This window comes from Pseudoalteromonas shioyasakiensis (genome assembly GCF_019134595.1).
In the GTDB taxonomy this organism is placed as follows: Bacteria; Pseudomonadota; Gammaproteobacteria; order Enterobacterales; family Alteromonadaceae; genus Pseudoalteromonas; species Pseudoalteromonas shioyasakiensis_A.
Map to the genome: position 1 here is coordinate 266,792 of NZ_CP077771.1, position 24,279 is coordinate 291,070.

General features: G+C 41.6%; 23 protein-coding genes and 1 riboswitch. Of the genes, 15 read left to right on the forward strand and 8 right to left on the reverse strand.

From position 1 onward, the window contains the following. Positions 1 to 63: 63 nt before the first annotated feature. The 3 genes from KQP93_RS18705 to KQP93_RS18715 all read right to left on the reverse strand — a co-directional run bounded on the left by KQP93_RS18705 (position 64) and on the right by KQP93_RS18715 (position 4,332). Positions 64 to 2,685 carry a hypothetical protein gene (locus KQP93_RS18705; RefSeq protein ID WP_217877326.1) on the reverse strand — a complete coding sequence of 874 codons (2,622 nt, stop codon included), beginning with the start codon at positions 2,683 to 2,685 and terminating at the stop codon, positions 64 to 66. Further along, positions 2,685 to 3,296 (reverse strand): hypothetical protein, encoded by a 612-nt coding sequence (locus tag KQP93_RS18710; RefSeq protein ID WP_217877327.1) that lies wholly within the window; start codon positions 3,294 to 3,296, stop codon positions 2,685 to 2,687. Before KQP93_RS18710 ends, KQP93_RS18705 begins: the two co-directional genes overlap by 1 nt. Positions 3,297 to 3,741: 445 nt before the next feature. Then, a complete protein-coding gene (locus KQP93_RS18715) occupies positions 3,742 to 4,332 on the reverse strand; it encodes a hypothetical protein (protein ID WP_217877328.1) in 591 nt (196 codons plus the stop codon). Positions 4,333 to 4,573: 241 nt separating this feature from the next. Here KQP93_RS18715 and ndk point away from each other — a divergent pair, with 241 nt between their 5' ends. The 10 genes from ndk to KQP93_RS18765 all read left to right on the forward strand — a co-directional run bounded on the left by ndk (position 4,574) and on the right by KQP93_RS18765 (position 15,511). Continuing rightward, positions 4,574 to 5,005, forward strand: a complete 432-nt coding sequence (ndk, locus tag KQP93_RS18720; RefSeq protein WP_036972405.1) for a nucleoside-diphosphate kinase — start codon at positions 4,574 to 4,576, stop codon at positions 5,003 to 5,005. Positions 5,006 to 5,175: 170 nt separating this feature from the next. Then, positions 5,176 to 6,306, forward strand: coding sequence for a bifunctional tRNA (adenosine(37)-C2)-methyltransferase TrmG/ribosomal RNA large subunit methyltransferase RlmN (locus KQP93_RS18725; RefSeq protein ID WP_058584529.1), 1,131 nt, complete (start codon positions 5,176 to 5,178; stop codon positions 6,304 to 6,306). A gap of 114 nt (positions 6,307 to 6,420) precedes the next feature. Beyond that, on the forward strand, positions 6,421 to 8,223 hold the full coding sequence (gene pilW / locus KQP93_RS18730; RefSeq protein WP_217877329.1) for a type IV pilus biogenesis/stability protein PilW: 1,803 nt from the start codon (positions 6,421 to 6,423) through the stop codon (positions 8,221 to 8,223). After that, positions 8,220 to 9,107, forward strand: a complete 888-nt coding sequence (locus KQP93_RS18735; protein ID WP_217877330.1) for a RodZ domain-containing protein — start codon at positions 8,220 to 8,222, stop codon at positions 9,105 to 9,107. The genes pilW and KQP93_RS18735 overlap by 4 nt, the downstream gene beginning before the upstream one ends. Positions 9,108 to 9,112: 5 nt before the next feature. Next, positions 9,113 to 10,231, forward strand: a complete 1,119-nt coding sequence (ispG, locus tag KQP93_RS18740) for a flavodoxin-dependent (E)-4-hydroxy-3-methylbut-2-enyl-diphosphate synthase (RefSeq protein WP_054553525.1) — start codon at positions 9,113 to 9,115, stop codon at positions 10,229 to 10,231. 133 nt (positions 10,232 to 10,364) lie between these two features. Continuing rightward, complete coding sequence (gene hisS / locus KQP93_RS18745) at positions 10,365 to 11,639, forward strand: histidine--tRNA ligase (RefSeq protein WP_217877331.1); 1,275 nt, start codon at positions 10,365 to 10,367, stop codon at positions 11,637 to 11,639. 24 nt (positions 11,640 to 11,663) lie between these two features. Further along, on the forward strand, positions 11,664 to 12,284 hold the full coding sequence (locus KQP93_RS18750; RefSeq protein ID WP_217877332.1) for a YfgM family protein: 621 nt from the start codon (positions 11,664 to 11,666) through the stop codon (positions 12,282 to 12,284). A gap of 9 nt (positions 12,285 to 12,293) precedes the next feature. Then, complete coding sequence (gene bamB / locus KQP93_RS18755) at positions 12,294 to 13,472, forward strand: outer membrane protein assembly factor BamB (protein ID WP_217877333.1); 1,179 nt, start codon at positions 12,294 to 12,296, stop codon at positions 13,470 to 13,472. Positions 13,473 to 13,547: 75 nt separating this feature from the next. Beyond that, the gene (gene der, locus KQP93_RS18760) at positions 13,548 to 15,017 is read left to right on the forward strand and encodes a ribosome biogenesis GTPase Der (RefSeq protein WP_217877334.1); all 1,470 of its coding nucleotides are present in this window, start codon (positions 13,548 to 13,550) and stop codon (positions 15,015 to 15,017) included. 113 nt (positions 15,018 to 15,130) lie between these two features. Then, a complete protein-coding gene (locus KQP93_RS18765) occupies positions 15,131 to 15,511 on the forward strand; it encodes a VOC family protein (protein ID WP_217877335.1) in 381 nt (126 codons plus the stop codon). Here KQP93_RS18765 and KQP93_RS18770 read toward each other — a convergent pair. After that, the gene (locus tag KQP93_RS18770; protein ID WP_217877336.1) at positions 15,508 to 15,933 is read right to left on the reverse strand and encodes a MarR family winged helix-turn-helix transcriptional regulator; all 426 of its coding nucleotides are present in this window, start codon (positions 15,931 to 15,933) and stop codon (positions 15,508 to 15,510) included. The two genes, KQP93_RS18765 and KQP93_RS18770, sit on opposite strands and share 4 nt — an antisense overlap. A 177-nt stretch (positions 15,934 to 16,110) precedes the next feature. On the opposite strand from KQP93_RS18770, the gene KQP93_RS18775 reads away from it, so the two are divergent. Further along, positions 16,111 to 17,109 carry an NADP-dependent oxidoreductase gene (locus KQP93_RS18775; protein WP_217877337.1) on the forward strand — a complete coding sequence of 333 codons (999 nt, stop codon included), beginning with the start codon at positions 16,111 to 16,113 and terminating at the stop codon, positions 17,107 to 17,109. Positions 17,110 to 17,160: 51 nt separating this feature from the next. Here KQP93_RS18775 and KQP93_RS18780 read toward each other — a convergent pair whose 3' ends face one another. Together KQP93_RS18780 and KQP93_RS18785 are read right to left on the reverse strand one after the other, a co-directional pair. Further along, positions 17,161 to 17,676, reverse strand: a complete 516-nt coding sequence (locus tag KQP93_RS18780; protein WP_217877338.1) for a zf-TFIIB domain-containing protein — start codon at positions 17,674 to 17,676, stop codon at positions 17,161 to 17,163. 22 nt (positions 17,677 to 17,698) lie between these two features. Next, complete coding sequence (locus tag KQP93_RS18785; RefSeq protein ID WP_217877339.1) at positions 17,699 to 18,286, reverse strand: DUF4202 domain-containing protein; 588 nt, start codon at positions 18,284 to 18,286, stop codon at positions 17,699 to 17,701. A 276-nt stretch (positions 18,287 to 18,562) separates the two neighbouring features. Between KQP93_RS18785 and KQP93_RS18790 the strand changes: the two genes are divergently transcribed. Continuing rightward, positions 18,563 to 20,971 carry a putative bifunctional diguanylate cyclase/phosphodiesterase gene (locus KQP93_RS18790; protein ID WP_217877340.1) on the forward strand — a complete coding sequence of 803 codons (2,409 nt, stop codon included), beginning with the start codon at positions 18,563 to 18,565 and terminating at the stop codon, positions 20,969 to 20,971. Here the strand turns inward: KQP93_RS18790 and KQP93_RS18795 are convergent. Continuing rightward, on the reverse strand, positions 20,946 to 21,410 hold the full coding sequence (locus tag KQP93_RS18795) for a TlpA family protein disulfide reductase (protein WP_217877341.1): 465 nt from the start codon (positions 21,408 to 21,410) through the stop codon (positions 20,946 to 20,948). The two genes, KQP93_RS18790 and KQP93_RS18795, sit on opposite strands and share 26 nt — an antisense overlap. A gap of 139 nt (positions 21,411 to 21,549) precedes the next feature. On the opposite strand from KQP93_RS18795, the gene KQP93_RS18800 reads away from it, so the two are divergent. From KQP93_RS18800 to KQP93_RS18810, 3 genes are all read left to right on the forward strand, one after another. Further along, the gene (locus tag KQP93_RS18800) at positions 21,550 to 22,116 is read left to right on the forward strand and encodes a Tll0287-like domain-containing protein (protein WP_217877342.1); all 567 of its coding nucleotides are present in this window, start codon (positions 21,550 to 21,552) and stop codon (positions 22,114 to 22,116) included. A gap of 75 nt (positions 22,117 to 22,191) precedes the next feature. After that, entirely contained in the window at positions 22,192 to 22,527 is a 336-nt protein-coding gene (locus KQP93_RS18805) for a zinc ribbon domain-containing protein YjdM (protein WP_217877343.1), read from the forward strand. A gap of 397 nt (positions 22,528 to 22,924) precedes the next feature. Further along, positions 22,925 to 23,020, forward strand: a riboswitch (cyclic di-GMP riboswitch). Positions 23,021 to 23,036: 16 nt separating this feature from the next. Continuing rightward, positions 23,037 to 23,786 carry a hypothetical protein gene (locus KQP93_RS18810; RefSeq protein WP_217877344.1) on the forward strand — a complete coding sequence of 250 codons (750 nt, stop codon included), beginning with the start codon at positions 23,037 to 23,039 and terminating at the stop codon, positions 23,784 to 23,786. A gap of 78 nt (positions 23,787 to 23,864) precedes the next feature. On the opposite strand, the gene KQP93_RS18815 is transcribed toward KQP93_RS18810, so the two are convergent. Beyond that, positions 23,865 to 24,275 (reverse strand): hypothetical protein, encoded by a 411-nt coding sequence (locus KQP93_RS18815; RefSeq protein WP_217877345.1) that lies wholly within the window; start codon positions 24,273 to 24,275, stop codon positions 23,865 to 23,867. Positions 24,276 to 24,279 lie beyond the last annotated feature (4 nt).

Genomic DNA, 24,279 nt, shown 5'->3' on the forward strand with positions numbered 1-24,279 from the left:
GTTTAATTAAAAAATAAAGACCCACTTTCTAAGTGGGTCTTTAATGATTAATACAGCAAAATATTAGTCGTCTAAGTGCGCGCAGCGACCAAATTCAGCACCTAGTTTAACTGCCTCAACCACTTGCTTAGGGAAGCTAAGCTCACGATCGCGGCCGTTATCACATACAAATGCTTTATTGGCATCAATTTCGATTGACAGTGTTAGTCCAGCCACACCAGCCATAATCTCAGAGCCATTCGCACTTAAACCAAACATGTTATCGGTAAGCAAACCTTTTGCTTCGGTTACGCCTTGTTTACCAAAGAACTCTTCTGTTGACATCCAACCAATACCTTTAAGGTAAATAGCACCAACAAAACCGCCTGCTAATGGGCTACCAGCACGACCCGTAATTACTGACAAGTCGTCGTTTGCATCAAGTACCATAACTGAAGGTAAGCCAAAACCTAATTCAACTAACTCTTCATGGCTGTAGCCTAGGTCACAGTAGTTAGTCCAAAAGCTTACCGCTGGAATGTTGTCACACCAACGCAGGCTACCAATTTGCTCTGTGGTATTTGATACTGTGTCCCAAACTTTAACGCCAACAGCGCGACGATTTTCAATTGCACCAAACGCGACATAGCGACCATCAACAGAAATAACTGAGTTATCAATCGCACCAAACTCGGTATGAGTATCAACAAGTTCACCATTTACCCAAGCAATTTGGGTAAAGCCATTTGTAGAACCTGTAATAGTCTTACCATTGCCTGATATACGGTCAGCTCGAGCCCATGCAGTACGACGGATCTCGGTATCACCATCCACTAGAGCGATTTCTTTACCTGAACCATACGAACGGTCAACCATCTTAGTACCTGGCAATAAGTTAGCTTTGCCAGTTTTAACATCCCATACGGTTGGAATACCGAGTGAACGCGCAGCTTCGCCTTCAGCACAGCGATTTGAACCATCATAGGGGAAGCGTGTTGTACCAACAATCAGCTTACCATCATCATCCATATCCCAGATGCTATGTGAGCTTTGCCCCTGCTGACTTGAAAGCGAGCAACTATTCCCCGTTAAATCTTCAAGCATTGATACTTTGCCAGAGTTTATATCCCAGACACCGCCTTGCATCACGCCATTATCATTAAAGTGTGCGGTAATGGCAGCTTTAGTGGCTGTTTTGTTCATTGCTGTGCTTGTAGAACTCAATAAAGCGTAGCCATCAGGGCTTACTAAAGTATCAAACGAATTAGTCGCACTGTCGTATAAGAAAGGAATACCCGAAGAGGTTGTTCCAAGTGCTTTTTTACCGTTTTTAGCGTGATCCATTACAAACGCTGAAATCAGTGGCGTATATTGAATACCATCTTGATAACCGTTGAAGAACATTTCAACCTGTTTAGTTTCACCAGCTGAAACAACTATCTCGGTCATTGCACAGGCATTATCAACACCAGGGTTCGCACTTTCGTTGTCATTCCAATACTCTGCTTCTGACAGAATATTTGTTTGCTGAGTTGGGTAGCCGCCGGCATTAATCTCTTGTGTATAAAGAGCATAACGTGCCCCTGGAGTTAAACCATTAATAGTAAATGATCCATCTGGGCCGATACGGCCTTGTGTCATATTACCTGACTGTTGGCTGATCACATCTTCGTAAGGGTTATCAAGGTTACGCGCTATTAAATTCACCCCTGAGTACTCTACTCCCTCTTTTGTTAAGAGCTTACCTTGGATAGAGCCAAACTGTGATTTGTACTGCGCCGTAGGATAAAGGTCAGATATGTTAACAATATCGTCTTTTACATTAATCGTATGCTGGTTAGAGCCTGCTGTTGAGCGAACATTAATAAATGGGAACATTGTTTCAATAGCAGAAAAATCAAGCATACTAGAGCTGGTAAATTTAGTTACACCTTCACAACCTGGTACACCATCATATTGCGGGCTATAGCTTGCCGACATATACACTAAATGGCCATTTGCTTGCGAGTGAGACATATTGATCGCATGGCCAAACTCATGGGTGAATACCCCACCAACTTGCGTGCCATCGGTATCATTAATATCAACATACCAGCCGTTCATTAAAGCTGTCGCTTCAATAATCTCACCAGTTTCTTCATCAGCCCATTCAGGGAAAGCAATACCCAATACCGAGTTGCGCGGCACACCAAAATAGTTTTCTAAAATGCCACCATCAGTGTCGTAATTGACCCAAAAGCCATAACCATTCTCAACACCATAAATTTGATCAACATTTTCTGCAGTCACATCCGCAATGCCTGTTTTCTCAAAAATCGTGCCCTGTACTGACATCTCGAAAGTTGACGTTTCTACATCAGACCACTCTTTCACAGCATTCGCCGTTACTTTGTTGGCTTGCTCAATCGTTAAAAACGTATAATCTCGGTCAAGTTCAGTGTATGCAGGGATCACTGTGCCATCAGGTAAGGTAACATCAACGTTAAATACAGTGCCTTTTTCAAGTACAGTGAAGGTTTCGACATCGTTACCGTCTTTATCTTTGATAAGTTGGCCGCCATCTGTCCACACTGGAATACTGCCTTTTGAGGTGTCCCATTTGTATGGTTGCATTGTCGGTTCATGAATATAAAGTGGGCCACCGGCTAACGCACCTGTTGAAATAGTTGCAAGGGTTAATGCTGCTGCGATTTTAGAAAATTTCATTATTGTTGTACTCCAGACAGTTCACCTACTAAACCCATAAAAACTCCCACATCGACTGCACCTGGTGTGGTTAAGAGATTTTGTTGCTCTGCTGATAAGCTGCTGGTATCTAACCCTTCAAAAACACCTTTGTTAGCAAAAATGTTTTCTACTTTGCCATTGCGCACTACAAATTTACCTTGAGCGAGGCCAACGGTCGTTTGAAACCCTGTGATTGATGCCGGCTTATACATAAAGGCAATCACTTGTTCGCCTTCACGCCATTTAGAAAAACCTTCAGGCGTTGCGCCTAAATACACTTTGCCATTACCCATAGAGCGGGGTTTTATCAGGCCAAACTGACGAAAAGTGTAATTTGAATCGTCTTTTAACTTGCCTTTTGCATCTGACGAAACCTGAATAGTCACTTCGGTATAGGGACGATTGTTATCAAAACCATCTGTTACGCTTACCACCTGGCCAGCAATAATGCTCTGTGACTCAACAGCCATCTCTTGTAAGTTTTGTTGTTTTAGTTTCATTGCATTGGCTGCGGGGCTCAAAGTCAGCATGGTGCCAAGTGCAAAAGCTGACGCGCATGACAACTTAGAAAGTGCACTGCGTAGTTTCATTGTTCTCTCCTTTGATTATTCAAATTAAAATGAAAGTGAGATTTTTTGTTTAGAAAAAATCAATTCACTAATATTTTATGATTGAATAAGTTCAGGAATTCACGAAAAACCATGTAGCGTTTTGTACACTTAAATTTAACATTTCGATTACAATTTTATTGTTGCTATTTTTCTCTGAAAAGATAGATTAAATTCACAGGAAAAAGCAAAAATAAAATCTTTTTCAATAATTTAAAATAATACCACTTTATCAATAACAATTAGCTTACCCGCGCAAAAGTGAACGAAAGGTTAACGGTACAGGTTGGTTTTTTACAATTTTTAGATGCATTATGGGAATGGTAAATTAATAGCAATTAGCTTAGCTAAGTGAGCACGTTCTAAGCGAGTAGAGATTAGGTATGTCAGCAGAGAAACCCGCTGACATTAAGTGAAAAATAATAAACTAAAACAGCTGCACTTCTTCAGTTTCAAGCGCAAAGGTTTTGCCGTTTGCAAAACTAATATCGATATAAAAAATATGACTACTCTCAACTTCTGGAGCTTGGTTAGGTTTTAATTCAATTAATATAGGTGCAGTCGTGGGGAATACGCTTGCGAAGTCTTCAACACTGGCATAGTTGCCATCACTGTAATAATCAAAATCACTATCAAACATCTCAGTGATATCAAACAGGCTATTTAAACTCGTACCCGCGGTGAAATCACTGTTGTAATCAGAGCTTGAGTAAATATTAATAGCTGTAATGGTATTCGCGCTACCTAATACCACTGCTGGGATAGGACAGTCTGCATACTCTTTATTAGGGTCAGGCTCATCTCCTTCACTATAAACACCTTCACCTACACCGCCTAATTTTATGGTATAGGCATCATAAGCGAGAGCTGTGTTAGCCTCGTTTTGCCCTGGGGTGACAACATAATTATTAATATCGATTGCCAGGGGAAAAGGATGGCACGTTAGCTCATCGTCTGAGTCTGAATTACAACCAGCTAAACAGCTTGCAAGTAAACTAGCCAGTAAAAGATTTTTCATTATTGTCCTTATTAGTTTTGTAATTTCCTGAGTTAATAATTGCCTATAAAATAGCCCACAACAAGTACTTAACTGCTAAAATTCGCTCACACTTTATACCCGTGTTGCTATACATGGTTAGGGTTCATGAAAATGCCATCAAATGACTATTTAATTAAATTAGGAATTTTCACGTAAAGCGCGTATAATTCGCGCCCGTTAATATTTAACCTTTTAAATTTAAAATTATTGGAGCATAAAGATGGCTTTAGAGCGTACTTTTTCAATCGTAAAACCTGATGCAGTTGCTAAAAACCACATCGGTGCTATCTACAACCGTTTCGAAACTGCGGGTCTTAAAATCGTTGCAGCTAAAATGGTTCACCTTTCAAAAGAAAAAGCTGAAGGTTTCTACGCTGAGCACAGCGAGCGTCCTTTCTTCGGTGCTTTAGTAGAGTTCATGACATCTGGTCCAGTAATGGTTACTGTTCTTGAAGGTGAGAACGCAGTACTTAAAAACCGTGAAATCATGGGTGCTACTAACCCTGCTGAAGCACTAGCTGGTACTTTACGTGCTGATTACGCAGACAGCATCGACGAAAATGCTGTTCACGGTTCTGACGCTGTTGAATCAGCTGCACGTGAAATCGCATACTTCTTCGCTGACGAAGAAATCTGCCCACGTACTCGTTAATTTCGAGTTCACAGCTAAGTCTGTGATGCAGAAGAAAAAGGGCTTTCGGGCCCTTTTTTAGTCATTAGCTAAGCTTATTGTAAATATGTTTAGCTAATGACTAAGTCGATTAAATAATGTACAATCGCGCCCCCAAACTACTTACCACCGTCACTGATTGAGGTTGTTTCATGACCACTGAAAAAAAGATTAACTTATTAGATTTAAACCGAGATGCAATGCGTGAGCTTTTTGTATCATTCGGTGAAAAGCCATTCCGTGGCGATCAGGTGATGAAATGGATTTATCATTTTGGTGTAGACAATTTTGACGACATGACGAACGTCAACAAAAAGCTAAAAGAGAAACTAAAAGCTGAATGTGAAATTGTTGCTCCTGAAATCTCAGTTAGACAACAGGCAAGTGATGGCACCATCAAATACGCCCTAATGCTACAAGGTGGCCAAGAAGTAGAAGCTGTTTGGATCCCAGAAAAAGACCGTGCAACTTTATGTGTTTCATCACAAGTAGGTTGTGCCCTTGAATGTACTTTCTGCTCAACAGCACAACAAGGCTTCAACCGTAACTTATCTGTATCTGAGATCATCGGTCAGGTATGGCGTGTTGCAAAAGACATTGGTTTAGATGGCGATAGCACTAAGCGCCCAGTTACTAACGTGGTAATGATGGGTATGGGTGAGCCATTACTAAACCTTAAAAATGTAGTACCAGCAATGGAACTTATGATGGACGACTGGGGTTTTGGTTTATCAAAACGTCGCGTTACGTTAAGTACCTCTGGTGTTGTACCTGCTCTTGATTTATTAAAAGAGAAAATTGACGTAGCGCTGGCTATTTCACTTCACGCGCCAAACAATGAACTACGTGATGTACTGGTACCAATTAATAAAAAGTACCCTATCGAAGAGTTTTTAGCGGCGTGTCGTCGTTATATTGATGGTTCTAAAGCAAACAAAGACGTGACTATCGAATACGTTATGCTACAAGGTGTAAACGACAGCACAGATCAAGCTCACGAATTGGTTAAAACTCTTAAAGGTACACCTTCTAAAGTGAACCTAATTCCGTTTAACCCATTCCCAGGCAACGAATATGGCCGTTCGAGCAACAGCCGCATCGACCGCTTCTCTAAAGTATTACAAGCAGCAGGAATTACCTGTATTGTTCGCCGTACCCGCGGTGATGATATTGACGCAGCTTGTGGTCAATTAGTCGGTGATGTCGTTGACCGTACTAAACGTTTAGCGAAAAAGAAAATGCGCGAAGATAACGCAATTGCGGTAAATGTTCACCAAGCATAAGCGTAATTTCTAAAGATAAGCCTTTGTGACAAACTCGTTATTTTTAAAATAATAGATGCAACACAAAGGCTTTTCGGTAAGATAGGCATACGGAATCAAAGAAGAGATTAGGTAATGCGTTCTATACTTGCCATTACTGTTGGTGCATTCGCATTAACAGGGTGTGTTACAGAAAACAGCTACGAAGGTAGCGACAGACCCGTTGTTGAAAAGCAGGTTAATAATACCGGTGCAGCCCGTACTCGTATTGCCCTTGCGTTACAGTACTTAAAGACAGGCAACAACTCACAAGCAAAATATAACCTAGAACGCGCTGCAGATTTTGCCCCTGACCTCCCAGAAGTTCACTACTCATTAGCTTATTATTATCAACAAGTTGATGAACCAGAGCTAGCCGATAAAGCCTATCAACGCGCTCTAAAAATCGCTCCTAATGATCCTAACACCTTAAATAACTATGGTGTCTTTTTGTGTGGCATTGGCGAATATGACCGCGCTGCGGAAGAGCTTCTTAAAGCGATTGCTGTTCCTAGTTATATCCGGGTAGCTGAAAGTTACGAAAACTTAGCCTTATGTGCAATTGAATTTGATGACTTTGAAAACGCAGAAAAATACCTAAAATCAGCGCTAAACCACAGCTCACAGCGCCCTTCTTCAATGATAAGCCTTGCCGGTTTGTATTACGCAAAAAGCGACCTTCATAAAGCGGAAGATATCATTGAAAGATACGAATCGTTAGGCCGCGTAACCCCTCGAGCACTCATGCTCAGCTACTTAATCCAGCAACGCATGGGCCACATTGAAAAAGCCGAAACAACGGCAGGTATCATTTTACAAACCTATCCAGGTTCGAGCGAAGCAAAAGCAATTACAGCAGGACAAACTAAACGCTCAGAATTTGAAATTCTGCGTGAAAAATACCGTCAAGCCCAGCTTGAAGAGTTGAAAATATCAGTTGATAACAGCTCCGTGAGCAAAGATCAGCCAAAGATTCGCATCGTGAAAAGAAAAGCGCCTGCTAAACAAACCGTTGCTTCACAGTCGTATGTGCCTGTTACCGGGCAAAGCCTTGTACAAACAACGAATGCTCAACCCTCACAAAAAAAGCCTGCTGTTATTCAAGCTCAACCTGAGCCAGAAACTGTAGCGCAAAGCAATGAGCAAGTGCCTACTGAGGTAAACTCAGGCAGCGAAGAAAAGCCAGCAACAGAGACTCTCGCCTCTGCACAACCACTCAATACAACACCAGAGGCATCCATTGAGCAAACAACTGACGAAGGTTTCCAAACAGTCACCTCTCGTACAGTTGAACAAGCCCCTGTTATTGCAAAGCAACAAACACAAACAACAGCGCAAGGCAGTGATGAAGTGACCATAGTGTCATTTGGTGCACCACAAACACCTAATGTTCAGCCACAAACGCCTGCAACCACACCAAGCCCTAATAAAAATACTGGTACAGTGGTGTTTTATGAAGCAGAAAAAGACGAAAACGTATTTAGTGGCAGCCAAAATAGCACTACTTCAACAAGTAGTAACGACTTTAGCGTGACAAACGAGCCGCTTAATTTACCCATGCTGAACGCAAATGTACCGGCGCTGAATATTCCGTATCATATTATTGAAAATGGTGAAAACCTCTTTAGCATTTCGGTGCGATACAATGTTAAACTACAAAAGATTTTGCTGTGGAATGGCTTAAAAGAATCGGATCGTGTACAAAACGGTACTCGCATTTATTTAAATGATCCGAACATTTATCACAACATCAGCGATGGCGACACGCTTTATAGCATAGCCACACAGCATAGCGTATTGATCGATCAGTTAATGCGCTGGAACAAATTGAGCCCAGATGTCGCCCTAGAACCTGGGCATAGACTCTTATTGGTAGACCCAGACTCATACTCATTATGAATGAAGAAAACAATTTAGAACAACCGCAAGAAACGCTCGGCCAAGCGCTAAAAAAGCGCCGCGAAGACGCAGGAATGAGCCTTGAGCAGCTTGCCGGTGCATTAAAGCTAACTGTTTTACAGGTGCAACGGTTAGAAAACGATGAGCACGAATTACTTGGCCCTGCGACCTTCGTAAAGGGCTATGTTAGAAGCTATTGCCGTGAGCTTAAAATCGATAGCCAAGCCATGCTTGAATTACTGCCAGAGCACGTTGAACCTGCAAAAAAATCTAAAATGCAGAGCTTTTCTCGCCGCACAGAAAAAGAAGCTCATGACAGCCGCTTAATGCTGTTTAGCTACTTTATCTTAGCGGTGATCATTGGTTCGTCAGTGTTTTGGTGGTGGCAAAATAGCAACCAGAATATCGAAGAGCCGGTCACGACTGCGATGCCAAATCAGCTTGAAAGCAGTGATATTTCACCTGACTTAGCTTTAGAAGCACCTGCTGAAGAAACCATTCAACCACTCGCTGAAGACGAGCAAGAAATCGTTCAGCCTGAAGCAAATGCGCCAACGACCAGCAACGAAGCACAAAATCAAGCTGCATTACAAAACCTACCTGCCGCTCAGCCACAAACTGAGAAGGTTGATCCTGAGCACAGCGAAGTGGTGATGCACTTCAATGAAGATAGCTGGGTAGAAATTCACGATGGCAACGGCGATCGTATTGCTTTTGGTGTTAAAAAAGCAGGTTACGTTATGACAGTAACCGGTCCACAACCGTTTAGTGTGGTACTCGGCAAACACCAAGTAGTCGATATTACTTTTCAAGGTCAAGCTGTCGATACCTCACATTTTGCCAAAAATCGCTTAGCTAAATTTACTTTACCGTTATCAGAGTAACCGCAATGTTTTCAGAATCTCCTATTAAACGCAGAAAATCGACCCGTATTAACGTAGGTAACGTGCCAATTGGTGATGGTGCGCCAATTGCCGTTCAGTCGATGACTAACACCAACACCCTAGATATCGATGCAACGGTTGCACAAATTCAAGCTATTCAAGATGCCGGCGCCGATATTGTGCGTGTGTCTGTACCAACCATGGAAGCAGCTGAAGCATTTAAAAGCATTAAAGAACAAGTCACTATCCCGCTGGTAACAGATATTCACTTTGATTACCGTATTGCATTAAAAGTGGCTCAGTATGGTGCTGATTGTTTACGTATTAACCCGGGTAACATTGGTAGCGAAGAGCGTATTCGTGCCGTTGTAGACTCTGCACGTGAGCATAACATCCCTATTCGTATTGGTGTTAATGGCGGTTCATTAGAGCGCGACTTACAAGAAAAATACGGTGAGCCAACGCCTGAGGCACTCCTTGAATCAGCTATGCGCCACGTTGAGATCTTACAGCGTTTAGACTTTGATCAATTTAAAGTATCTGTTAAAGCGTCAGATGTATTTTTAGCAGTCGGTGCATATCGTTTACTTGCGAAAGAAATTGACCAACCACTGCATTTAGGTATTACCGAAGCAGGTGGTATGCGCTCAGGCTCTGTTAAATCGGCTGTTGGCTTAGGTATGTTACTTGCCGAAGGCATTGGTGACACACTTCGCGTGTCACTTGCTGCCGATCCGGTACAAGAGATCAAAGTGGGTTTTGATATTTTAAAATCATTACGCATTCGCTCGCGCGGCATTAACTTTATTGCTTGCCCGAGCTGCTCACGCCAAGAGTTTGATGTGGTAAGCACCATGAACCAGCTTGAAGAGCGCCTTGAAGACGTGGTTGAGCCTATGTCAGTGTCGGTAATTGGTTGTGTGGTAAATGGTCCTGGCGAAGCGCTGGTTAGTGATATTGGCCTTGCTGGTGCCAACCGTCGCTCTGGCTTATACATCAATGGTGAGCGCCAAAAAGCGCGTATCGATAACGATAATATTGTCGACCAACTTGAAGGCTATGTGCGTGACTTTATCGCTAAGAAAGAGAAAGAAACGCCAATCGACATCAAAATCGTTGAATAATTCGCATATACTCGGCAAACCCTTGGGTTTGCCGTTTACCTTTAGAGCCCAAACGGTATAATAGCGGGTCAATTTTTAGTTTTTCTTGAGGCGCGATTTTTTTCAGCGCAATTACAGTATTTAGGATTTATCAGTGGCAAAACAAATTCAGGCAGTTCGTGGTATGAACGATTGTCTGCCAGGCGATACGCAAATTTGGCAGAAAGTAGAAGACATTTTACGTGAAACAGTTTCATCGTTTGGTTATCAAGAAATTCGTTTTCCAATTGTTGAATCAACCGACCTATTCAAGCGCTCTATCGGTGAAGTAACCGATATCGTCGAAAAAGAAATGTACACCTTTGCTGACCGTAATGGCGATAACTTGACTCTTCGCCCTGAAGGTACCGCAGTGTGTGTGCGTGCAGGTAATCAAAACGGTTTACTGTATAACCAAGAACAACGTTTATGGTACATGGGCCCGATGTTCCGTCACGAGCGTCCACAAAAAGGGCGTTACCGTCAATTCCACCAATTTGGTTTAGAAACATTCGGCATTGCCACTGCTGATATTGATGCAGAAGTTATTTTGCTGACAGCCCAATTATGGAAAGAGTTTGGTATCAGTGATCACGTTCGTCTTGAGCTTAACTCATTAGGTTCAAATGAAGCGCGTGCAGACTACCGTGATGCACTTGTTGCTTACTTAGAGCAACACGTCGATGTACTTGATGAAGACTCTAAGCGTCGGATGCACACTAATCCTTTACGTGTGTTAGACAGCAAAAACCCTGATGTACAAGCCATTTTAACTGATGCGCCTAAACTATCTGAGCACTTAGACTCTGAATCAAAAGAACATTTTGAAAATTTATGTGAACGTTTAGACGCTGCAGGCGTCGAATACACGGTAAATGAAAAGCTTGTACGTGGCCTTGACTATTATAACCGCACCGTTTTTGAGTGGGTAACCGATAGCCTAGGCGCACAAGGGACCGTTTGTGCCGGTGGTCGTTACGATGGTCTAGTTGAACAACTTGGCGGTAAAGCAACACCAGCGGTTGGTTTTGCAATGGGTCTTGAGCGTTTAGTGTTATTACTTCAAGCGCTAGAAAGTGTAGGTGACATCCGCCGTAGTGCTGATGTATATTTGGCAGCCATGGGCGATAAAGCCAGCATTCAAGCGCCTATCATTGCCGCTCAATTACGTAAAGATGTTGCAGGTCTACGTGTTATGGTGCACGCAGGCGGCGGCAACTTTAAAAAGCAATTAAAACGCGCAGATAAAAGCGATGCTCTAGTCGCGGTTATTATCGGCGAAGATGAATTAGAACAAGGCGTTGTGACTATTAAGTACTTACGTGAGCGTAAAGAACAAGTCACCTTAAAACTAGAAGAAGCGAAAACGCTACTAGCTGAGCTTATTTAAGCCCAGCTAGCAACAGAGGTAAGCATGGAAATTTATTCAACAGAAGAACAACAAGAAGAAGCGATCAAACGCTTTTTCCGTGAAAATGGTTTAGCACTTGCAATTGGTATTGTTGCAGGTTTAGGTGGTTTATATGGTTGGAAAGCTTATAACCAAAACCAAATCACCACAGCTGAGAAAGCATCTGACTCTTTCACACAACTTGTTGAAAGCGGTGCCGTGCTAGAAAAAGCGGATACGTTTATTAAAGACAATGGCGAGTCAAGCTACAGCACGCTAACAGCATTTGTAGCAGCGAAAGAAGCCGTTGAAAAGAATGACCTTGATGCAGCAAGCGAAAAGCTTAACTGGATCATCACCAACGAGCAAAACCCTGAGCTTAAAGCAACGGCAACAACACGCCTTGCTCGTGTTCACCTTGCACAAAAGCAATATGAGCAAGCGCTAACAACGCTAAATGCCGAGCTTCCAGCATCATTTGCTGCTGCAGTTGCTGAATTAAGAGGCGATGTTTATGCTGCACAAGGCGACAAAGCAGAAGCACGCAGCCAATACCAAGCTGCTGCTGATAATGGCGGCCTTGAAAACAATCCGTTATTACAAATTAAACTTGATGACTTAGCACAAACTAGCCCAGCGGCGTAAGGGGTTAAGATGAAAAAGTTAACAGCGGCAACACTTGCTCTGTGTATCGCAACCCTGACTGGGTGTTCGTCAAGTGATGACGAAGATGAATTGGTACTGCCTGAAATTGTTAATCAGTTTGAGACAGAAGTGGTTTGGCAAGAATCAGTTGGTGATGGTGTTCAGCATTATTTCTCTCGCTTAACACCGGCTATTTATAACGATGTTGTGTATGTAGCGAACCGCGAAGGTGAAGTTGAAGCCCTATCGCTTGAAAATGGCGATACGCTATGGCAAACAGATGTACGTGAAAACCCAGCCTTCTGGCCTTGGGAAACCACAGAAAGTGCCAAATTATCGGGCGGTATTTTACAAGCTTACGGCAAAATTTTCGTTGGTTCTGAGCATGGTTACTTAACCGCTCTTGACCGTGAAACTGGTGAAATTGTTTGGCGCAAAACTATGCCAGGCGAAGTACTTGCTAAACCTGCTGCAGGCGACGGCCTAATTTTTGTAAACCTAGGCTCAGGTAAACTATTAGCTGTGCACCCAGATACAGGTGAAGAGCGCTGGAGTTTTGAACAAGAAGTTCCACCACTGACATTACGTGGTCAAAGTTCACCAACTGTAGCCAACGGCGGTGTATTGCTAGGCCTTGAAACAGGTAAATTAAGCGTATTAATTTCTGAAAATGGTTACTCTGCGTGGAGTGCTGAAATTGCTTCTCCAAAAGGTGCGTCTGAATTTGAACGTTTGGTTGATGTAGATACACAAGCATTAATTAGCGGTCCATATGCTTATGCAATCGCCTATAATGGTAACTTAGCAGCCGTTGATATTCGTTCTGGTAATGTTGTTTGGAAACGTGAGTACAGCAGCTACCGTGATTTATCAATGGATAGCCAGTCTATCTATGTAGTTGACAGCGATGGGGTTGTTTACGGTCTAGATAAGGCATCAGGTATTGAGCGTTGGAGCCAACCGGCACTACGCGGCTGGTACTTAACAGGCCCTACCGTGGCTGGTAAGTATTTAGCACTAGGTGACCAAGAAGGTAACCTACACTGGTTAGACAAAGAAACGGGCGAGCTTGTATCGCGCGAAGACTTTGACAGCTCAGGTTTCTTCATTGAGCCAGTTGTTGCCGGTGACAAATTGATATTATACACCCGAGATGGTGAAGTTAGCGCGGTTAAAATCCCAAACTAACTTACTAATAGTAAACGTTATTTTTCTAAGGCTTCGCTTGGCGAAGCCTTTTGTTGTTTTTTTAAGAGGTAGTTTATGCTTCCCGTGATCGCTCTTGTTGGGCGACCCAATGTGGGCAAATCCACATTATTTAACCGTTTAACACGTACTCGTGACGCCCTCGTAGCCGACTTTCCTGGCTTAACACGAGATAGAAAATATGGCCAAGCTGATTACGATGGCTATGAATTTATCGTGGTAGACACGGGTGGTATTGACGGTTCTGAGCAAGGTATCGAAACTGAAATGGCTGAGCAATCGCTACTAGCGATTGAAGAAGCCGATATCGTGCTATTTTTAGTTGATGCCCGCGCAGGTATGACTGCGGCTGACCAAGCTATTGCTAACCACCTTCGTAAACAACAAAAGAAATGTTTTGTTGTGGCAAACAAAGTCGATGGTATTGATGCAGACTCATACTGTGCTGAGTTCTACCAGTTAAGCTTAGGCGAGGTGCATCACATTGCTGCAGCTCACGGCCGTGGTATCACTCAGCTACTTGAAACAACCTTACAGCCCGTTATTGCAGAACTTGCAGGCGAAGCTGAAGAGCTTGAAGAAAGTGATGACGAACTAATTGATCTTTACAGCGAAGGTGAAGAAGGCGAAGACAACCAGCAAGCCTTTGCTGACAAGCCAGTAAAGCTTGCTATTATCGGTCGCCCTAACGTTGGTAAGTCAACACTTACAAACCGTATCTTAGGTGAAGAACGTGTAATCGTTTACGATATGCCGGGTACCACCCGTGACTCTATCTATATTCCGATGACACGTAACGACAAAGAGTACATTCTTATTGATACAGCGGGTGTTCGCAAGCGTAAGAAAGTAAGCGATGTTGTAGAAAAATTCTCTGTGATCAAAACCCTTAAAGCGATTGAAGACGCTAACGTCGTATTACTAGTGGTTGATGCTCGCGAAGGTATTTCTGATCAAGACTTAAGCTTATTAGGTTTTGCCTTAAACGCAGGTCGTTCATTGGTTGTTGCTGTTAACAAATGGGACGGCCTTGACGATTACGTTAAAGAACGAATTAAGTCAGAGCTTGACCGTCGTTTAGGTTTCATCGATTTCGCACGTTTACACTTTATCTCTGCTTTACACGGCACAGGTGTGGGTCATTTATTTGAGTCAGTAGACGAAGCATACGAATCAGCAACTAAGCGTATTAGCACAGCGATGCTGCGTCGTATCATGGATATGGCACAAGCTGATCACCAACCGCCACTTGTTCGCGGTCGTCGTGTAAAACTTAAATATGCTCACGCAGGTGGCTATAATCCACCACGTATCGTGATCCACGGTAACCAAGTTCATGACCTACCAGATAGCTACAAGCGCTACCTAATGAACTACTACCGTAAAGCATTAGGTATTATGGGTACGCCAATCAAAATTGAATTTAGAGAAGGCGATAACCCATATGCAGGTCGCACTAACAAAGTGACCTTATCGCAAAAGCGTAAAATCCGTGCGTTTGCGAAAGAAAACCGCAACAAGTCGTAGTTTCTTCGTAAGCATTAAGTATTAAAAAAACCTTGTGAGTATGACTTACAAGGTTTTTTTATTGCTAAAACTATGCTTTATTTAATAAACGAACAATAAATAGAGCAGCATAAATGGACTTTTTAAGTCAGGTTATTTACGTCGATAACGTAGAAGAAGTACTCGACTTTTACTATCAAGCATTTGGTTTAAATACCAACCATATCAGTGACGATGCTGAGTACGGTGAACTTGTTACAGGATCAATTAAACTTGCTTTTGCAACCCACCCGCATGCGCAATCATACTTCAAGCAAGGGTATATTCGCGCCCATCCTAAGCAGCCTGCGCTTGGCTTTGAGCTAAGATTCAGCTGCCATAATTTAGTCGAAAGTTACGATAAAGCTGTGCTGGCTGGCGCTGAGCCATTATGCCCGCCCACTAAAAAAGACGCCCAGCATTATGCGTATGTTCGCGCTATTGAAGGGACTTTAGTGTGTTTATTAGAAGATTAGCTTTTTGTCAGGTCAGTATGCAGCTCAAGGGTTAACTCGCGTAATAACTCGATTCGCTCCAAACTCATATTTGAGCGTGCCATTAACTTAGCCGTTAATTCTTCAGCATCAACTTTAAGTTGCATGCCCTGCTCTGTTAACGAAATTACTTTTTTACGCTCATCTTCACTTGAAACCTGACGCGTTAATAAACCTTTTGTCTCTAGGCGCTTAACTATCGGTGTTAAGGTGCCAGAATCGAGGTGAGTATCATGAGAAAGTGCTTTTAAACTCACTTGATTATTATACCAAAGCGAATGCATCACAATATATTGTGGATAGGTTAAGTCATAAGCTTCTAGGATTGGTCGAAACGCTCTGATCAACGCATTTGTTGCACTGTATAAAGTGAAACATACATTGTCTGATAAGTTGTTGCTCATGCTGCTACCCTAAACTGAAATACAGCCGTATTATTGCCTTAATTTAGTTTGCGCGCAAATTATTTTACGACGTTCTATTGCCTTTTATAGTAAAGACCATTAAATTGCTCACAAATAGTTTGCGCACAAATATTTTGCGCGGTTAATTAATTCTAATCTAGCAGATTCGAGGTTTATATGGCTACAAGTCAACAAATTCATTTAGTTTCACGCCCAACAGGTGTACCAACACAGGCTAATTTTGCGCAGGTAGACGTATCACTTCCTGATTTGAACGACGGCGAAGTGTTAATTAAAAATACCTGGATGTCAGTTGACCCCTATATGCGTCCACGCATGATTGATCGTAAATCATATATCGCGCCATTTAACTTAAACGAAGTAATGGATGCCGGTGCCATCGGCGAAGTGATTGAATCGCGCAATAAGGACTTTCCAGTAGGAAGCAAAGTGAGTCATATTAGCGGCTGGCGTACCATGCACATTAGCGATGGCAGCGATTTAACCCTACTACCTAGTGTACCACTACCAGACCAACTGTTTTTAAGTACTATGGGTATGACCGGGTTAACAGCATGGGCAGGTTTAACAAAGGTAATTAGCCTAAAAGAAACTGATACCGTGTTTGTTTCAGCTGCATCAGGCGCTGTAGGTAGCGTTGTTTGCCAAGTTGCTAAGCTAAAAGGCTGTAAAGTGATTGCTTCGGTTGGCTCTGACGAAAAAGCACAAATGGTTAAAGCGTTTGGTGTTGATGCTGTAATTAACTATAAAACGGTAGCAAACCTAACAGAAGCTCTTGAACAAGCGGCACCACAAGGCATTGATGTGTACTTTGAAAACGTAGGTGGCGATCATCTTGAAGCGGCACTCAATGTAATGAACGATTACGGCCGTATTCCTGTATGTGGCATGATCTCAGGTTACAATAACGACACTGCACAGCAAGGGCCAAGCAACCTGTTTTATATCAACTCGAAAAAGCTCACCATGCAAGGCTTTATCGTGATTGATTACTTTGATCAGTTCCCTGAGTTTATTGAACAAATGGGCGTATGGATCAGCGAAGGTAAAATTAAATCTGAAGAAACGGTTTACCATGGCATTGAAAATGCCGTTGATGCATTTCTTGGCCTGTTCGAAGGTAAAAATAAAGGAAAAATGCTGGTTAAACTTTAACACTTAATAACTAATAAAGCCTGTATCTTAGTTGGTACAGGCTTCTTATTTTCAGTCATTCAAAATCGATAAATAGGCAAGTTCTGCTAGTTTTTCTAATGATGACGTTGCATTAGACTCAGGCTTTTCAGCATGAACTGAGTAGCGCCTTTTTGGGGTTTTAACTTGAATAAAACCATGATTATTGGCCATATCAATACGCAGCATTTCACGTTCTTTTGGCGTTAAATGATTTTCATGGATCTTTTCAAGCTCACCATGATCAAGCCAAATAGCAGCACAGTTTGGACATTCGTCTATTTCAACCACTTTTAGTGGCGTAAAAAAGCGTCGCATCATCACCACGTCAGGGCAATTCGGGCAATTAATTCGCTTTGCTAAATCAACACATTCTGTTGGCAGGGTTTGTAAATGAGCCACCAGCACTTGCGCTGGTTTTAAGCTCGGATCGCTAAAGTGAAATATTTGTCGGTTATCAAAAAATACGCCACCGCTTTTTGATAAATACACGTTAACGTCGCCAATGCTCACTGCTTCAAGGGCTGTTTTAGTACGCGGACAAAACATAGTACATCCTTGTTTTTTTTAATTAACTTAGCGCTTTTGTAATTAACGGTTTAAGCGGCTCAGGTAAGCTGATGTTACCAGCTAATACAAAGTCATGTGCTTCATCTGACATTTTTTGCCATGTTTTACGAATAATACCCAACCATTTTTGCTCATCGTAGTCAGGCTTACTACTTGCAAAATCAAGCATGTAATGCTCAATAAACACAAGGCTTGCGATGTCTTCAATCAATTGGCTATCGGGGTTTCGTTTTATGTTCTTTTTAGCAACGGCTGCGTATACGCGCTCACATTCTTCCGGTGCGTAACCCGCCGTTTTCATAAGGGCTGTTACACGCTCGGCATGAAAATCATATAAAGCCGTACGCCATTGATAATAACCTTGCTTACCCATAGGAAAATCACTGCGAGGAGAGCGCCAACGCTCAATATGTTGTCCTCGCGCAGCAATGCGCATCAACTCATCGGCTTGGGGATTAAAGCGGTTTAGCATGTCGGTCATACGCATTGCGTATAGTGACTCTTTTGCTAGCTCTTGATCATCTTGTTTTACACGATTTGGATCGACAGCATTCGCTGCATCTATCGCTTTTATAACGGCTTGGTACATAGTGTTTAATCTTACTTGTGCTTGCAATTCATTGTATTTAGGTACAATTATTTTTTTAACTTGCTAAAAATTCAACTAAAATTCTAGCTCTTCGCTAGACAATCAGTTAACCCTAAACTAGTATTTTTAAAAACGAGCTTAGTACTTAAATACCCACTCAATTCAGGGACGCCATTGCGTAATATTACATATTTTTCGTTGTTATTTACTTCTTTTTTTCTCAGTTTCTGCTTGTTTTCGGCGATCGCACTAAAAGTGTTTTACGATAGACAAGAAATGCATGAGATTGAGCTAAGTGCAGCACTTAACAGTTACAGCAATAAACTTGAAAAAGCCCTCGATAACGCACTCCTTGGTCCCTACCTTGTTCGCGCCGCAATGCGTGACTTTGCATATACGCAAACTGAATTCGAAACCCTTGCCACAGAGATATTAACTCATAGTGATGGTAGCCAAACTATTCAACTCGCACCAAAAGGGGTAATTCAATACAGCTACCCGCTAACCAGTCACGAGAGTGTGATTGGTGTTGATTTATTCAAGATGCAAAGTATTGAAAGGTCATTACAAACAGCCATTGATACTCAAAAAATGCGAATCGATGGACCTAAAGAGTTGGCTCAAGGTGGTCAAGGATTAGTCGCTCGATTACCAATTTTTGATCAAAATGAGTTTTGGGGGTTTGCAATCGCGGTGCTGCGCTTTCCAGAATTTATTGCAAATTTGAGCCCTGAGAGCTCCTCCCCCTCTCACCTCTATGAGGTTTGGCAAAAAACAACGAATAACTACTTGCCGCTTTTAAATAACCACGGTTTTGAAGAAAACCACTGGTCAACTTACAACCTCGATGTTGAAAATCAGCATTGGGTTGTGGGTATTAAAGACGAGTTTGCTTATCGGGCGCATGTTGAATTTTTAGTATTATTACTCATTGCTCTGTTACTTTCATCGGTTAGCTGCTATTTGATTACGATTACTTTTCGGTTACGTGAGCATGAGCAAAACCTCGAAAAACTTGTGCAAAAGCAAACCTTAGAGCTGTCTGAACAGGCACTTGAATTAAAACAAGCTCAGTCACTCAGTGGCGTAGGTAGTTGGCATCTGTCGCCTGATAAAAGCATTAGGCAACTATCATCACAAGCTAAATCGCTATTCAAAGAACAAAGCAAAGCGCAATCAATTACTGATGTCTGTAAAAAAATCGATAGCTTTTATAAAAATTCGTTTTTAAATTTTATTCATACTAAGCCTAGTAACCCAACTGAAATTGAGTACACGATTAAACTCAATGGAGAAAAACGCTGGTTTCATGAACACGCTGAATGGAACCCTAAAACCAACACCTTGGTTGGTACGATTAAAGACATAAGTGCTGAAAAACAACGCCAACATGAGCTTTACCAGCAAGCACATTTTGACTCGGTCACCGGCCTTGCCAATCGCCATTACAGCGAAAAATATATCGCTAGTTTATGCCCTGAAGACCAATACAGTAGCGGCCTTACTTTATTGTGTGCCGAGATCAAAGGCTATCGTCAATTAGAAGATATTTACGGTCAAGATTACTTAAATGAACTACAGACAACGATAGCTAACCGGCTAATTGAATTTTCTGACTTACATCAAGCGTTTTGCGCTCATATAAAACCTGGCTGTTTTTTAATATTACTAAAAGAAGCCATTTTTGATGAAAAACTCGCCGCCCTATTAGATAAATTACAGCATCAGGTCGGCGGTATTATTGAAACCGCTGGTAGCGCTCATTTTTACCACTTATACATTGGCGTGGGCTATCCGCATTTACAAAACATCGATGCGGCTGAGCAAATCAACACAGCCCTCATTGCGATGAATGAATGCCCTCGCACACAAAAACCGTTCACAGTTTATAGCCAATCTCTAAAAGATAAGCTTATTGCACAAAGTAACCTCGAAAGTGATCTACGCCATGCGCTTGCGGCCAACGAACAGCTAAGTATGGTGTATCAGCCTATTGTAAACACTCTAGATGGCACACTGATTGGCTGTGAAGCGCTTGTACGTTGGCAGCACCCTGTTAGAGGCTTTGTGTCACCTGTTGAGTTTATTGCCATCGCTGAGCAATCAGAGCTTATTAATTTATTATCTCGTTGGATTGTTGCTAAGGTTGCTGAAGATTGCCACCGCATGGTTGATAACAACATTCGCATTAAAGTATCGATCAACCTGTCGCGTAAGCAGTTCTCTGATGTGCATTTAGTTAAACGACTCAGTAAAGAAAAAGCTAAGCTGTTTCCGGCTAATCAAAAAATTAATCTTGAGATCACCGAATCAGCCCTATTTCAAAATACCCAATACGCCATAAACCTAATGCATGAACTTAAATTAGCAGGTTTTAATTTATCACTTGATGACTTTGGAACGGGTTATTCATCGCTGTCGTCGATTCAGCAGTTTCCGTTAGATAACGTTAAGATTGACCGTGCCTTTATTTGTAACTGCGTTGATAACCCACGAGATGGTTTATTTTTACAAACGATGAGTGATTTAGCCCATCAACTAGACTTAACGATTACTGCTGAAGGGGTCGAAAGCTCAGAGCAATGGCAGTTGGTGAGTGATAAAGGCATTGATTATATTCAAGGTTACTTAATATCAATGCCCTTATCTATTGATGATTTTATAGCGTTTGACCCGGTTGCGTAAGATCCAAAGCCAAGCTTTGTTTTGGCTTTTCGATCATACGGGTAAGCTCTTTTTCGCCATCAAGGACAATAATGGTTGGTGTATACATTAAGTCGTGCTGTTTTGCTAACCCTGCAGGGTCTAGCTTATCGTAGCCTACAGCCACTAGTTTAAGTGAGCCTAACTGCACCTTGGCAGTATCGAGAAGCTTTAAAAATCGAGGCACTTCACGTTTTGAGTCATGACACCAAGTGCCCAAGAACACCAAAACCTGCTTACCTTGCAGTGCTTTTATAGTGCTTAACTCTTCTTCGCTCGGTGAGTATTCATCATACTCTTCACTAAACGCAGAGTAGTCTTTAAGTAAGTCATCACGACTTATCTCTCCACTGTATGGAGCGGTACCTGAAAATGTCAGGGCAGAGAATAACAAAGCGGCGATATAAATTAGTTTTTTCATTTTTTTGTTCTCAAGATATTTTCTTCACCTTAACCAATTTAGTAACAACACTCCAGCAGGCTTTGTGCAAAGAATCTAAATTGGCATGTAAAGTAAAAACAAACTACTATATTAGATATATCTAATGTAAGGTTTTACTATGTTTTCCTTCAGAACAATTTTGATTTGTACTGCGTTACTTTCACCTAGTATTTATGCTGAAACAAAATCAGCGACTCTAGAAACTCAAGCAGCGGAGCGAGCAACTGAATTTGCAAAAACGCTCAAATCAGCATTGGGAGCCGCAATAAAACAAGGCGGTTTAGTCGAAGGAATTAACGTGTGTAAAATGCAGGCTCCGGCCATTGCCGAGAGTTTATCAACTGATGGTTGGACGGTAGCGCGTAAAAGTACTAAAAACCGTAATTCAAATAATAAACCTGATAACTGGGAAGCTGAAAAAATCGCTCAGCTACTCGATATGATCAGAAATACAGAAAGCATCGACAATGTGACTTTTTCAACCAATAAAGATGGTCAATTTCGCTTTGCTAAAGCGATAAAAGTCGCGCCAGTTTGCCTCAATTGTCATGGCCAAACAATTGCGCCAGAAGTAAAGCAAGCACTCAGCGAGCATTACCCAAATGATTTAGCCACAGGCTATCGGCTTGGTGATCTAAGAGGAATATTCTCAATTACCAAAACGCTCGAAACGTCTGAGCCATAAAATATATGCCTTGTACTCGCATAGTTTGCTCTTAGCCATTAAAATACCTCTTTAAAATCAACCATGGTGCCATTTATGTCTTTTCCTCCTTGCCCACAATGTAACTCTGAATACGTGTATGAAGATCAAAACAATTTAGTATGCCCAGAATGCGCTCATGAGTGGGATCCTAACGCGGTTGATACCGATGATATGATCAATGTGAAAGATGCTAACGGCACTTTATTAGCTGATGGCGACAAAGTGACTGTTGCGAAAGATTTAAAAATTAAAGGTAGCTCACAAGTAATTAAAATAGGCACCAAAGCCGTGATCCGCCGCGTGTTAGATAAAAAAGACCACGAGTTAGACTGTAAAGTTGATGGCGTTGGTGAAATGATGGTAACCGCTAAGTTTGTTAAAAAAGCTTAATAAACATATTGAGCAGTGCCTAATATAAAAACACTGCTCAACTAGTATACTTTAAAGAAACAAAAAAGTTTCAATTAAAATACCATTTTAATTCAATGCCATATAACTTAACTGAAAACATATTCTATTTAGAATCAAAATCATAAAAAATACCCAAAAAACACACGCTGATCCCAAAACAGATCCAGAATAACTGCTTTAAGGTACAAGAATAATAAATTTATACTAATTATTTTGCATTAAATAATTATTCACCTACACTTCTTTTCAATCATTATTTCTAGAATACGAAATATGATTTAAACCACGTTTAAAAAGCAGGTATTTTGAACACTATTTAGGAACTATTAATAGATGTTCATGCAGTCATACAAATATGTTTTTAACAAAACTAATGTATTAATACTGCCAAACCTACTGTGAGGTAGGGACGGAAAGCCACGGGTCTTCTCTGAAAGAAGTAAGGAAATGGGAAGATAGCCGGGTTGTGGAATTTGGAATCCAGAACAATGAAACATCACATCTTTAGCACAGCATTACTTGCTGTCGCTTTCACATCAACAGCTTACGCAGTAGACGATCCGAATTTTGGTGCACAGTCATTGCGAGGCGAAATCGGCACTAAAGGAGTTTTCTTGACCATTCCTTACGATGAAGTTCGTTATGGTAATGGCGATAACAAAGCGTATATAAAACCTGAAGAATATAAAATGATGTACTCTGATAGCATTGGCGGCAAAGTAACCTGCCCAGCTATTAAAGGGCCAGGTTTAAAAGGATTGAATTACCACCAATTCAAAAACGGCATTGAATGCTCATGGAAGTCTCGCCCCGGCAGTAATGCCGAAATTATTACTTTTACTTTATCGCCAGGTGGAGACACAGGTAAGTCACCGAAACATTATCGGGGTAAAAATAAAGTCGTAACATGGAAAGGAACTATTTACGATGCAAATGGCCAAGGTGTTGTAAAGCAAGGCTATAAAGCAACGCTAAAGTTAGATATGTACGATTATCGTAACGGCAATTCTCACAAAGCTTTTGTTTTTAAAAAGAACCATAAAGTGAAGCTTGGAGATTTTACGTCGACTAAAGGTTCAATCCGTGACTTTATTTGTAACTTTAATGGTCAAAAAATAAATGTACTAAAAGATCATGCACCTGTTGGTCAATTTGGTAAAAAAGGCGTCAAGTGCACTTACATGCTTAAACAAAATGGTAAAGACCCACATTACTATGGTGAAGTCGTATTTAAATAATAGATTTAAAAACAATTAATAAACGACTGTTAATTTTCCTTTTCATTCAAAGCCTAGCCTGCGCTAGGCTTTTTTAACTCACTTTAAGTAGCACATATTTTCAACAACAATCCCTGTTACTTCACAATGTTCGCAGCTCAACTGCCAACCAGCAGCCCATGTGGTTGCGCTAAGATTTCCTTTGCAAAGTGGGCAAACTTCGCCAACAAACGTACTTGGGGTAATATCTTTAGCTCGCTTTGAAAATGGCCTTAAAAACCAAAGAATATTATCGTCGATACTGATGGTTAGATCGTGGCGTAACGTCTCACAATACGCATTAAACACTGCTTGTTTGTACTGTTTTGCGTGCTCAGCAGATTGACTGGCATAAACACTGAGTGCATTTTCGATGTTTCTTAGACGATCGGGCCATGCTTGTGCGTCTATATTCGCTTTGCAATCTAACAGCTCTTCAAGAGTGTAACTTGCATAGTTTGGTTCAAACATAATT